Here is a 12,705-nt window from a genome sequence, read left to right as displayed (position 1 = left end):
TTATTACTATGGTATTAGCTGGAATCGGTGCTGGATTAGCTGCAATCGCTGCAGGATTAGGTATTGGAAAAATTGGTGGATCTGCAATGGAAGCTATTGCACGTCAGCCAGAAGCTGCTTCAAAAATTCAAACTGCAATGATTATTGCTGCTGCACTTATCGAAGGTGTTGCACTTTTCGCAGTGGTAGTTGCATTAATTGCAAAATAATTTTTTGAAAAAGAAAAACTAGGCATCCTGTAACGGTTGGTTGCAGGATGCTTTTAAAACAAAATCAACATTATTTAATTATATATAGAATATGAATTTAGTAGCACCAGAGAGTTTAGTTTTTTGGACCACGGTAATTTTTATTGTATTCTTCATCTTATTAAGAAAATTTGCTTGGAAACCTATTTTAGGCGCGGTAAAAGGAAGAGAAGACTCTATTAATAAAGCATTATTGTCTGCAGAGGAAGCCCGTAATGAAATTGTAAATCTTAAAGCAGATAACGAGCGTATTTTAAACGAAGCCAGAGCAGAACGTGAAGCGATGTTAAAAGATGCACGCGACATGAAAAATAAGATGATTGCAGATGCTAAAGAAGAAGCTCAGAACCAGGCGAACACTATAATTGAAAACGCTAAAATTGCAATTGAAAGTGAGAAGAAATCTGCTATGTTAGAGCTTAAAAGCCACGTTGCCGAATTGTCTTTAGAGATTGCTGAAAAAGTAGTGCGCGAAGAATTATCTAGTAAAGATAAGCAAATGCAATTAGTAGATTCTTTAATTGGAGAAGCTACATTAAACTAATAATAAGAGCATGGCAGGAGCAAGAGCAGCAATACGTTACGCAAAAGCAGTTTTAGATTTAGCACAAACGCAAAACACGGCAGAAGCAGTGCATGCCGATATGGCTTTAATTGCTAACACAATTGCAGAAAGTAAAGACTTGAACAGTATGCTTCAAAGTCCTGTAATTAGATCGGCTGTTAAAAAAGCAACCTTGTTAGAGGTTTTTAAAAACACCAATACATTAAGCGTAAATCTTATCGATACCTTAATCGAAAATAAGAGAATCGCTATTTTAGAAGATGTTGCCCTTAAGTATAATCAATTATACGATCAATTAAAAGGGACAAAAGTTGCTACAGTGACTACAGTAGTACCTTTAAGTGCAGATTTAGAGTCTAAGGTTTTAGATAAAGTGAAAGCGCTTACCGGAGGAAATGCTGTAGAGATTAACAACGTAATCGACGAAAGTATAATTGGTGGTTTCATATTACGTGTTGGCGATTTGCAGTATGATGCAAGTATCGCGAACAAACTAAATAAATTAAAACAAGAATTTACATTAAATTAATTTTATAATTTTTTTAAACAGAAATTATATTTCCGTTTAAAGTTTATATCGAAATAAAATGGCAGAAGTAAAACCAGCTGAAGTAACAGCTATCTTAAAACAACAACTACAAGGTTTTGAAGCGGGAGCTTCATTAAATGAAGTAGGAACAGTATTAACTGTAGGAGATGGTATTGCACGTGTTTACGGATTGGCTAATGCACAATATGGTGAATTAGTTGATTTTGGAAACGGGCTTGAAGGTATCGTATTAAACCTTGAAGAAGATAACGTAGGGGTTGTATTATTAGGACCTTCACAAGGTGTTAAGGAGGGAACAACTGTAAAACGTACTGAGCGCATCGCATCTATTAAAGTAGGTGAAGAAATGGTAGGACGTGTAGTTGATACTTTAGGTAACCCAATTGATGGTAAAGGACCTATTGGTGGTAAACTTTACGAAATGCCTTTAGAGCGCAAAGCTCCTGGTGTTATTTTCCGTGAGCCGGTAACAGAGCCGTTACAAACTGGTATTAAGTCTATCGACGCTATGATTCCTGTAGGTCGTGGACAGCGTGAGCTTGTTATTGGTGACCGTCAAACTGGTAAAACAACAGTTTGTATCGATACCATTTTAAATCAGAAAGAATTTTATGATGCAGGTGAGCCTGTATTCTGTATATATGTTGCTGTTGGGCAAAAAGCTTCAACTGTAGCAAACATCGCTAAAACTTTAGAAGACAGAGGTGCTTTAGCATATACTGTAATTGTAGCTGCTAACGCTTCAGATCCTGCTCCAATGCAGGTATATGCACCTTTCGCAGGAGCTGCTATTGGAGAATATTTCAGAGATACTGGTCGTCCGGCTTTAATTATCTACGATGATTTATCTAAGCAGGCTGTGGCTTACCGTGAGGTATCTTTATTATTACGTCGACCACCAGGACGTGAGGCGTATCCTGGAGACGTTTTCTACTTACACTCTCGTTTATTAGAGCGTGCCGCGAAAGTTATCAATGATGATGAAATCGCGAAGAATATGAACGACTTACCAGAAACTTTAAAACCTGTAGTAAAAGGTGGAGGGTCTTTAACAGCCTTACCAATTATCGAAACTCAGGCGGGAGACGTTTCTGCTTATATCCCAACTAACGTAATCTCTATTACAGACGGTCAGATTTTCTTAGATGGTGATTTATTTAACTCTGGTGTACGTCCGGCAATTAACGTAGGTATTTCTGTATCTCGTGTTGGTGGTAACGCTCAGATTAAATCAATGAAAAAAGTATCTGGTACTTTAAAATTAGATCAGGCTCAGTTCCGTGAATTAGAAGCGTTCGCAAAATTTGGTTCAGATCTTGATGCGGTTACTTTAAATGTAATTGAAAAAGGTAAGCGTAACGTAGAAATTTTAAAGCAGGCACAAAACGATCCTTATACAGTAGAAGACCAGATTGCAATTATTTATGCTGGATCTAAAAACTTATTAAAAGATGTTCCTGTAGCTAAAGTTAAAGAGTTTGAAAGAGATTTTATCGAATTCTTAAGAGCTAAGCATGCAGATGCATTAAGTACTTTAAAAGCTGGTAAATTAACAGACGAAGTTACAGATGTTTTAACAGCTGTGGCTAAGGAAGTATCGGTTAAATTTAAAGCATAATTAGATTTTTTGTTAAGTAGTTCTTTTTTAAGAAAGGACTACTTAATTCTCAATATGTTATTCTAAAATAAGAAATGGCAAATTTAAAAGAAATACGTAACAGAATTACCTCGGTATCTTCAACGATGCAGATTACCAGTGCCATGAAAATGGTATCTGCTGCAAAATTAAAGAAGGCACAAGATGCTATTACTGAAATGCGTCCGTATTCAGATAAGCTTACCGAACTTTTACAAAGTTTAAGTGCAACTTTAGATGCAGATTCTGGAAGTAAATATTCCGACCAACGTGAGATTAATAAGGTGCTTATAGTAGCTATTACATCAAACAGAGGTTTATGTGGGGCTTTTAACTCCAATATCATTAAGGAAGTAAATAGATTAACTAGCGAGAAATACGCTGGTAAGGACGTTTCTTTTTTAGCTGTTGGTAAAAAGGCTAACGATGCTTTTAAAAAGACAGGTAAAGTTATTGCTAATAAAAGCGAGATTTTCGATAATTTAACTTTTGAAAATGTTGCCGAAATAGCAGAGGAATTAATGGAGCAATTCGTTAATGGCGACTTCGATAAAATTGAAATTGTTTACAATCAGTTTAAAAATGCCGCTACTCAAGTTGTAACTACAGAACAGTTTCTGCCAATCGTTCCTGTAGAAACAGATAGTAACCTTACTTTGGATTACATTTATGAGCCTTCTAAAGAGGAAATTGTTGAGTATTTAATTCCTAAATCTTTAAAAACACAGTTCTTTAAAGGTTTAAGAGATTCTTTCGCGAGCGAGCATGGTGCGCGTATGACTGCAATGCATAAAGCAACAGACAACGCTAAAGAATTAAGAGATCAATTAAAATTAACCTATAACAAAGCGCGTCAGGCTGCGATTACTAACGAAATCCTTGAGATTGTTGGTGGTGCAGAAGCCTTGAATAACTAAGTTAAAGGTTTTAAGATAATCGAGCCTCACGGTAATGTGGGGCTTTTTTTATGGCATAGCTATTGTTTTTGTATCTTTAAAATAACTTGTAATTTCAATTTTATGCGCAGTATAAAGTATATGTTTTTTCGATTGACAGTTGTAATTTCAGCTTTCATGTTATGGCAGTGTGTTTCTGCTCAGGTATTGGAAGACCAAGTGTCATTTGAAATCGTAACCGCCGAATATTCGCATTGGGTTGCCGGTGTAAAAGGAGGAGGTTCCGGTTATAATATCAGTTTAAAGCTGAAAGCTATACCCGCTGAAAATATTGTGTTAAATGCTGTTTATTTTGATAATTACGAGGCTAAATTAACTCAAAGCGATAAGGATAATACGAGATTTTTCGGAAAGGTTTTGTTGTCTACCAATCAACAACCGGCCTTAATGAATGATGACAAGCTAAATACTGGTGCAAAGACTGAAACTGAAGCTGTACTTCCTAAATTTGATTTAAAATCAAACGAATGTGTAATAGAATATACAGAAGGCAATAAAACGAAATATTTTAAAAGCGATAAACTTGAAAAGAAAGCCATAAAACACCCTCAAACTATACGGTCATTTCAGTAATAATTGCCTGGTTTCTTTTAATATTCTATCGAATTCTATACTTTTAGCCTCCTAGATTTTCCATTAAATTGAGCGCATTACAACGACTTTTTAAACAAACTGTAGTTTATGGTTTAGCCACGGTTTTACCGCGTATGCTAAACTTTTTTTTGGTTCCGTTATACACTACACCAGGAGTCTTGACTTCGGTTGCAGAGTACGGCAAAATTTCTGTTATATTTTCGTGGTTTGTTATCTTCAATGTTATCCTGGCCTATGGTATGGAAACCGCTTTTTTCAGGTTTTTTAATAAGGAAAAGGATCAGGAGGCTGTAGTGGGAACATCTGTAATTTCACTTGGCATCTCTTCATTTGTTTTTTTTGCTCTGGCACTTTTATTTCAAAATCAGATTGCAATAATAACAGATATTAAAGTTGAATATATAAAACTTGTTATCTGGATTTTACTTTTAGATGCCCTGGTTATTATTCCATTTGCCTGGTTACGCGCCAAAGAGCAATCTATGAAATATGCTTATATTAAAATTATTAATGTAGTTATAAACTTAGGACTTAATCTGTTTTTCTTGTTGTGGCTTCCTAAACACAGTGGTGCGCATTTCCTTTCAGAACAGCTTTACAGGCCTAATTTTGAGATTAATTATATATTTATATCCAATCTTGTTTCCAGTGGAATAACCTTGATGTTACTGGCTTCATTTTACCTTAAAATCTCATATAAATTTAAGGCGGAACTGTGGCGTCGTATGTTGCAATATGCTTTTCCAGTATTAATTGCGGGTATAGCTTTTTCTATTAACGAAACTTTCGACAGGATTTTGCTGAGTAAAATGTTACCAGAGAACATTGCCGATACCCAGATTGGAATGTATTCTGCATGTTATAAACTGGCGCTGTTTATGACCTTATTTGCTACGGCGTATCGTTTGGGGATAGAACCTTTCTTTTTTAGTCATGCAAAAACAGTAAACCCACAGAAAAACTATGCCTACATTTTAGAATTTTTTGTTACTATTGGAAGTTTAATTTTATTGGGTGTGGTGGTATTTGCCGATATATTAAAACTCATTGTAATACGTAGCGAAGAATATTGGGAAGCAATGAGTATTGTACCAATAATTTTGCTTGCCTATTTGTTTTTGGGCATGTATCACAACTTATCGGTGTGGTATAAAATTACAGACCGGACAAAATTCGGTGCTTATATTTCAATTTTCGGAGCTGTTGTTACTTTGGTTTTAAATTTCTGGCTTATACCGATTATAAGTTATAAAGGCTCGGCAATAGCTACTCTTGCTGCTTACGGTAGCATGGTGGTTTTATCCTATTATTTCGGAAGAAAATATTATCCGATACCTTACAATATAAAAAAAATCAGTGCTTATATTTTAATATCTCTTTTACTATCCTTGCTTTCCTTCTATGTTTTTAGAGCAAACTACGTTGTTGGAGTAGCATTTTTATTGGTATTCATGGGTATAATCTATAAGTTTGAAAAACAAACGATATTAAGTTTACTAAAACGATAAAATGACTGTAAAAATTATTAATAAATCGGCACATGCTTTGCCGCATTATGAAACCATAGCTTCGGCTGGTATGGATCTTCGTGCAAATATTTCAGAAGATATTACCTTAAAACCTCTGGAGCGTACTATTGTTAAAACAGGTTTATTTATAGAATTGCCGGTAGGTTCGGAAGCTCAGGTAAGACCACGTAGCGGACTCGCGGCAAAATATGGTATAACTGTTTTAAATGCTCCGGGAACAATAGATGCTGATTATCGTGGTGAAATTGGTGTAATTTTAGTTAACTTATCCAATGAAAATTTTACCATAACAAACGGAGAGCGTGTTGCTCAATTGATTTTTGCAAAACATGAACAGGCTCAGTTTGAAGAAGTAGAAACTTTGTCGGAAACCGATAGAGGTGAAGGCGGATTTGGCAGTACGGGCCGAAAATAATCCGATACTAAGAAAATAACCCGATTTATATTCCGTTTTAAGCGGTGTAAATATATTACAAAGATGAAAATTATAGTACCTATGGCAGGTCGCGGTTCGCGATTACGTCCACATACCTTAACAGTTCCTAAACCATTAATTCCTGTAGCCGGTCAGCCTATAGTGCACCGCTTGGTAAAAGATATAGCCAAAGTTATAAATCAACCAATCGAAGAAGTTGCTTTTATTCTTGGAGACCCTGCTTTTTTTGGAGATGATGTTGTAGAAAGTCTTACCCAGCTGGCAAACGATTTGGGAGCTAAAGCTTCAATTTACCGTCAGGATAAACCCTTAGGGACTGGACATGCTATAATGAGTGCAAAACCGTCTTTGTCTGGTCCTGCAGTGGTGGCTTATGCCGATACTTTAATACGTGCCGATTTTAATTTAGATGAAGAAGCCGATGCTGTAATATGGGTGAAACAGGTAGAACACCCAGAAGCTTTTGGTGTTGTAAAATTAAACGAGCGAAATGAAATCGTAGAATTGGTTGAAAAACCAAAGGAGTTTGTTAGCGATCAGGCTGTTATTGGTATTTATTACTTTAAAGATATTGCCGTGTTAAAGGATGAATTGCAGTATGTGTTAGACAATAATATCATTCATGGTGGAGAATACCAGATTAACGATGGTATAAAAGGGATGATGGCTAAAGGCAAGGTATTTAAAACCGGACAGGTAGATGAGTGGATGGACTGCGGGAATAAAACTGTCACTGTTGAAACCAACGGAAGAATGCTTGGATTTTTACAACAGGACGGTGAAGAAAATTTGGTGTCTCCTAACGTTGTTCTAAATAATTCAGAAATTATTCCACCGTGTTATATTGGCGATAATGTGATCTTAACCAATGCTACTGTAGGACCAAATGTCTCTATAGGAACAGATTGTGTTATTGAAAATACAAGCGTTAAAAATGCTATAATTAGCAATCATTCTACTATTAAAAATGCTAATTTAGACGATGCAATGATCGGAAATTATGTCGAATTCGATGGTCATTTTAAAACCATAAGTATTGGCGATTATTCCGTGTTAAAATAAGACGAGCATATTCTTGGGTATGAGATTTCAATCGAATATAAAACGAACTATTTTGGGACTAATTTTAGTCCCAATGTTTTCTTATGCTCAAGTAGATTTTAATGCGAAACCTACAGATGATCTGGGGGAAGTAGACGACCAGTTTCAGGAGTTGTTTTTCGAGGCATTAAAACAGAAAGGAATAGAAAATTACAGTCGTTCAGTAGAGGCGCTTCAAAAATGTATAGCTTTAGATGATTCCTATTCTGTATTATATTTTGAATTAGGAAAGAATTACAATAAGCTGAAAAATTTTGGTGAAGCCGAAAATGCGCTAAAGAAAGCCATAAAAGCCGAACCTGATAACGAATGGTATTTAGACGAGCTTTACGATGTTTACGCCCAGCAAAACGATTACGATAAGGCGATAAAGACTTTAAAGCAACTGGTAAAGTACCATCCCGATTATAAAGAGGATCTTGCAGCTTTGTTTGTTAGAACAAAAGATTATAAAGAAGCTTTAAAGGTATTAGATGAATTAGATGCAGAATTTGGTATTTCTGTTAATCGCGACTTTTTAAGAAATCAGATTTACGATGCTACCGGACAGAAAAAGGAGCAAATACAAAATCTGGAAGAGCGGGTTGAAAATAACCCGGAGCAGGAATCGAATTATCTTGCGCTAATTTACCGATACAGCGAAAGCAACGAAAAGGAAAAGGCTTTCGAAACGGCTAAAAAGCTATTGGAAGTTAATCCTAATTCCGAGTTAGTGCATCTGGCTTTATATAAATTTTATCTGGATGATGATGATACTGAAAATGCCATAGCATCTATGAAAATTGCTTTAAAAAGTGCCAAAATTAAACCGGAAGCCAAACTATTGGTACTTACAGATTTTGTAAAATTCGTAGGTACACATCCGGAGTACGAAGAAGATCTTGTAGAGGTAACAGCTCTTGTTGGCGATGCCAACGATGGTAAAACTCTGGTAGAACTAGCTCAGTATTATTTGAGTAAAGGAGAAAAGGAGAAAGCGATTGACTACTATAATGAGGCTTTAAAACTAGAAGGTGATAATTACGCTATTTTACGGAATATTATTGTATTGTATATCGATTTAAAACAATACGAACTTGCTGTTAAACGAAGTGAGGAAGCCTTGTTAAAATATCCGTCTCAACCGGAATTATATTTAATGAATGGTTTGTCACTAAATAAACTAGGCAGATTTAAAGAGGCCTTGGAACCTTTAAGTATGGGAGTGGATTATATCATTGATAATAAAAAAATGGAAAGCGATTTTTACTATCAGTTAAGTCTGTCATACTCTGGTCTTAATAATAGTAAAGAGGCGAAAAAATATGCCGATAAAGCTAACAAATTAGAAATTTCAAATAAATGAAGAACTTACATGTAATTGTATTGTTTGTATTTATAGGAGTGTTTAGCGGGTGTAAATCCACCAAAACATTAACAGGTACAGATGCTAATCTTAACTTAAATACAAAGCAGGTATTAAGAGAAAATTCTAAGCAGACTGCCCGATTTAAAAGCTTATCAGCAAAAATAAAAGCTAATTATTTTGAAGGTGATAATGTTAAGTCTGTAGTTGTAAATCTGCGAATGGAAAAGGACAAAACCATTTGGTTAAACGGACCTTTTTCGGCAGCCCGATTATTGGTTACTCCAGAAAAAGTGAGTTTTTACAATAAACTGGATAATACTTATTTTGAAGGCGATTTTAAATTGTTGAGTGATTTTGTAGGCACAGACTTAGATTTTAATAAAGTGCAGAATTTACTTCTGGGAGAAGCTCTTTTTGGTTTAGAGGAGTCCACGTATTCAGCTTCTGTAAATAACGATTTATATCTTGTACAGCCAAAACAGCAGAATCCGTTATTCGAGTTGTTTTACATTATAAATCCGGTGTATTTTAAAATCGTGTCTCAACAATTGTCTCAGCCACAGGACGAACGTTTGCTGGAAATTGATTATTTAAAATATCAGGATGTAAATGGTCAGATTATTCCGGAACAGATAAAAATAAATGCGGTAGAAGGTCAGAGCGAAAGTATTATAGAATTGGAATTCAAATCTGTATCTTTGAACGAAAAATTGCATTTTCCTTTTAAAATTCCTTCAGGTTTTGAAGTTATAGAACTTAAATGATTAAGCCACAAATCGTATATAAAATAGCCATTGTATTATGCTGCTTTTTAAGTAGTGTGTCTGTCTTTTCGCAAAGTAAAAAACAACTCGAGCTCGAAGAGCGTCGACAGGAGCTTCGTAAGGAGATAGAGCAGATTAACAGTATGCTTTTTAAAAATAAATCGAAGGCCAAGTCACAATTATCATTAATTGAGGATCTTAATCATAAGATTAATGTTAGGAATAACCTCATTAAGGTTACAAATCAGCAGGCTAATTTATTAACCCGTGAAATAGGTGTTAATCAGCGCGAAATTACTCAGCTCCGTGAAGATCTTGAGAACCTTAAAGCCGATTATGCAGAAATGATTGTACATTCTTACAAAAGCAGAAGTACGCAGAGTAAGGTTATGTTTTTACTGTCTTCTACAAACTTTCATCAGGCGTATAAGCGATTACAATATATTAAGCAATATTCCAATTTTCAAAAGCAACAGGGAGAAAATATTCAGATTAAAACTGAAGAGCTAAAAATTGCGAATCAGAAATTATTAAAGCAGAAGGAAGATAAACAGGCTTTAATAAAAGAGAACAGTATTGCACAGGCTCAACTGGAACTGGAGCGTAAGCAACAGCGTGAGTTAATGGCATCTATTCAGAAGGATTTGAAATCGTATACAGCTCAAATCAAAGAAAAACAGCAAGAGGCCGACAGAATAGATAGGGAAATTGAAAAATTAATTCGAGAGGCTATAGCCAAATCTAATAAAAAAGCGGGTAATAAATCGAATACATCTGGATTTACGCTTACACCTGAAGCTAAAAATTTAGCAGCCAGTTTTGTGGCTAATAAAGGAAAATTACCTTGGCCGGTAGAAAAAGGTGTGGTGAAATTAAAGTATGGAAATCAACCGCATCCGATAGTAAAAACCGCGACGATTCACAGTAACGGTGTGCGCATTGCAACCAGTCCGGGAGCTCAGGTACGTGCCGTTTTTAATGGAGAGGTATACGCGATAATTGTTCAGAAAAAAGGGAATCCTACAGTGCTTATTCAACATGGTAATTACTTTACAGCCTATAAAAACTTAGGAAAAGTCTATGTTAAAAAAGGCGACAAAGTAACGACCAATCAATCTATTGGAGAGGTGTTTACCAATTCAGCCACGGGAGATACGACTCTAAGTTTTAGTGTGTTTAAAGAAAGTAACACGCAAAACCCGGCATCGTGGTTATATAAAATGTAAAGCTGAAAATAAAGTCTTATTGAAATAAGGCTTTCAATTCGGTAGCGTCGTGTGGTTTTAATTTCCCTGCTAATACTAAGCTAAGTTGTTTACGACGTAAAGCGGCTTTATAGCGTTCTTTTTCAAGATCGGTCTCCGGAATTAATTCGGGAACAGGAACAGGTCTTCCGGTTTCTTCTACAGCTACAAAAGTGTAGATGGCTTCGTTAGCTTTAGTTTTAAGCCCCGATTCGCGATCTTCTGTCCACACATCTATATAAACCTCCATAGAGCTTTTAAACGCTCTGGAAACCTTTGCTTCAACCGTTACTACGCTTCCTAACGGAATGGCGCGGTTAAAGGCAACGTGATTTACCGATGCAGTAACTACTATGCGTCTGGAGTGTCGTCTGGCAGCTATACTGGCTGCACGATCCATACGGGCTAAGAGTTCTCCTCCAAATAAATTGTTTAAAGGATTGGTTTCGCTTGGTAAAACAAGGTCGGTTAAAGTGGTTTTAGATGCTTCAGCTGTTTTTGGAGCCATTTTTTCATATAATTTGAAACAAAGTTACAAAGTGGAAACAACTAAGCAAGAGTAAAGTAATATTTAGTCATAAAAAAAGCGCTAATACTTCGTACCAGCGCTTTTGAGTTTTGTATAAATAAGATTCTTAATCTAAATTTTTAACAAGTAACCAGGCATCCGGATTATTATTGTCACGAATCGATTTAAGAGCCTTTAATGCATCTGATCGGTTTTCGTAACTATCGTAAACAACTTGGTGTAAACCGAATTTATTAACGCCTATTTTTCTGGCGTTAAAGCCTAGGTCTTTTAGTTCGGAAACTATTTTATCGCAGTTTTCTTCTACTCGAAATGCCCCTGCAATAATATGGTAATTGCCAACAGGTTTTGTAACTGTTAAACTTACAGCTGGCAACGGATTTTTAATAACAAATGTGGCCTCCTGAATTTTGTTTTCCAATTGCGTATTGGCATTTTCCTGAGCTATCTGGTTGTGGGTTTCTATCTGGTTTACATAGTATTTAGAGCCCATATAAGCTGAGGCAGCTAAAGCAATCACAGCAGCAGCGGCATAACGTAAATTCGGTTTTGTTTTACGGCGCTCTGGAGTAACGGCAATAGGAATGACCTTTTCTAAAGCTTCGGCTTCCTGTTTATATACTTCTCTTGTAATAGCAGGAGAGACCATTTGCTGAAGTCCGAAAGCATCAGTTAAATAATTTAAATGGTTAGAAGGTTCAAAAGTAACTTTACCTTCTTCATTTAACACTAAATCGCCTATGTTTTTAAATACAATAGTTTCTCCTTCGGATAAATATGATTTAATGTAGGATACGCGTTTACTTATTTTTTTAACGGCAACCTCGTATGGTATCTTTTCAACATCGGCAATATAATGTGCTAGAAGTCCATCGTTCTGCTGGATTTGCTCGTTAAAGGATAAGGCTTTTTTAGGCGGATAAAATGTATTTGTTTCATTGTTTATCGTCGCCGAAACACGTTGTGTTAAAAATGCTCCAAACTCAGGAACGATAACACACTCATATCTATATAGTAAGTCGCTTATGTAAGATTCTAATTGCATAAAAACAAAGTTAGACAAATTTTAATCTGAACAAAAAATGATATTCACTTTTTATTAACATATATTCTTTTGAGGTCTTGCGTGTTCATAATCAAATGATTACTTTTCTAAAGATATAGAATTTTTTAATTATTCAGAGTTAATTTCCGTGAAATTTGAT

14 protein-coding genes are annotated in these 12,705 nt (G+C 35.6%); 12 read left to right on the top strand and 2 right to left on the bottom strand.

The features are described from left to right. Positions 1-8: 8 nt before the first annotated feature. The 12 genes from atpE to I3217_RS12665 all read left to right on the top strand — a co-directional run bounded on the left by atpE (position 9) and on the right by I3217_RS12665 (position 10,953). Entirely contained in the window at positions 9-209 is a 201-nt protein-coding gene (atpE, locus tag I3217_RS12720) for an ATP synthase F0 subunit C (protein ID WP_299776586.1), read from the top strand. Between the two features lie 91 nt (positions 210-300). Further along, positions 301-792 (top strand): F0F1 ATP synthase subunit B, encoded by a 492-nt coding sequence (locus I3217_RS12715; RefSeq protein WP_435050139.1) that lies wholly within the window; start codon positions 301-303, stop codon positions 790-792. A 10-nt stretch (positions 793-802) separates the two neighbouring features. After that, positions 803-1,342 (top strand): ATP synthase F1 subunit delta, encoded by a 540-nt coding sequence (gene atpH / locus I3217_RS12710; RefSeq protein ID WP_435050138.1) that lies wholly within the window; start codon positions 803-805, stop codon positions 1,340-1,342. 58 nt (positions 1,343-1,400) lie between these two features. Beyond that, complete coding sequence (atpA, locus tag I3217_RS12705) at positions 1,401-2,981, top strand: F0F1 ATP synthase subunit alpha (protein WP_435050137.1); 1,581 nt, start codon at positions 1,401-1,403, stop codon at positions 2,979-2,981. 74 nt (positions 2,982-3,055) lie between these two features. After that, complete coding sequence (gene atpG, locus I3217_RS12700) at positions 3,056-3,916, top strand: ATP synthase F1 subunit gamma (RefSeq protein ID WP_435050136.1); 861 nt, start codon at positions 3,056-3,058, stop codon at positions 3,914-3,916. Between the two features lie 156 nt (positions 3,917-4,072). Next, positions 4,073-4,528, top strand: a complete 456-nt coding sequence (locus tag I3217_RS12695; RefSeq protein ID WP_435050135.1) for a hypothetical protein — start codon at positions 4,073-4,075, stop codon at positions 4,526-4,528. Positions 4,529-4,596: 68 nt separating this feature from the next. Continuing rightward, the gene (locus I3217_RS12690; RefSeq protein WP_435050134.1) at positions 4,597-6,057 is read left to right on the top strand and encodes a lipopolysaccharide biosynthesis protein; all 1,461 of its coding nucleotides are present in this window, start codon (positions 4,597-4,599) and stop codon (positions 6,055-6,057) included. A gap of 1 nt (position 6,058) precedes the next feature. Continuing rightward, positions 6,059-6,493 carry a dUTP diphosphatase gene (gene dut, locus I3217_RS12685; protein ID WP_435050133.1) on the top strand — a complete coding sequence of 145 codons (435 nt, stop codon included), beginning with the start codon at positions 6,059-6,061 and terminating at the stop codon, positions 6,491-6,493. 63 nt (positions 6,494-6,556) lie between these two features. Next, complete coding sequence (locus I3217_RS12680) at positions 6,557-7,576, top strand: sugar phosphate nucleotidyltransferase (protein ID WP_435050132.1); 1,020 nt, start codon at positions 6,557-6,559, stop codon at positions 7,574-7,576. 52 nt (positions 7,577-7,628) lie between these two features. Next, positions 7,629-8,960 carry a tetratricopeptide repeat protein gene (locus tag I3217_RS12675; protein WP_435050131.1) on the top strand — a complete coding sequence of 444 codons (1,332 nt, stop codon included), beginning with the start codon at positions 7,629-7,631 and terminating at the stop codon, positions 8,958-8,960. Further along, a complete protein-coding gene (locus tag I3217_RS12670; RefSeq protein ID WP_435050130.1) occupies positions 8,957-9,727 on the top strand; it encodes a DUF4292 domain-containing protein in 771 nt (256 codons plus the stop codon). Before I3217_RS12675 ends, I3217_RS12670 begins: the two co-directional genes overlap by 4 nt. Then, on the top strand, positions 9,724-10,953 hold the full coding sequence (locus I3217_RS12665; RefSeq protein ID WP_435050129.1) for a murein hydrolase activator EnvC family protein: 1,230 nt from the start codon (positions 9,724-9,726) through the stop codon (positions 10,951-10,953). The genes I3217_RS12670 and I3217_RS12665 overlap by 4 nt, the downstream gene beginning before the upstream one ends. 16 nt (positions 10,954-10,969) lie before the next feature. Here I3217_RS12665 and I3217_RS12660 read toward each other — a convergent pair whose 3' ends face one another. Both I3217_RS12660 and I3217_RS12655 read right to left on the bottom strand, forming a co-directional pair. After that, positions 10,970-11,479, bottom strand: coding sequence for an acyl-CoA thioesterase (locus I3217_RS12660; RefSeq protein WP_435050128.1), 510 nt, complete (start codon positions 11,477-11,479; stop codon positions 10,970-10,972). Between the two features lie 127 nt (positions 11,480-11,606). Next, positions 11,607-12,545, bottom strand: a complete 939-nt coding sequence (locus tag I3217_RS12655) for an SPOR domain-containing protein (RefSeq protein ID WP_435050127.1) — start codon at positions 12,543-12,545, stop codon at positions 11,607-11,609. Between the last annotated feature and the right edge of the window lie 160 nt (positions 12,546-12,705).

It is taken from the genome of Formosa sp. S-31, assembly GCF_051172795.1.
GTDB lineage: Bacteria > Bacteroidota > Bacteroidia > Flavobacteriales > Flavobacteriaceae > Formosa.
The sequence above is the reverse complement of the archived record's forward strand: the minus strand, read 5'-3'. Positions and strand labels throughout refer to the sequence as shown.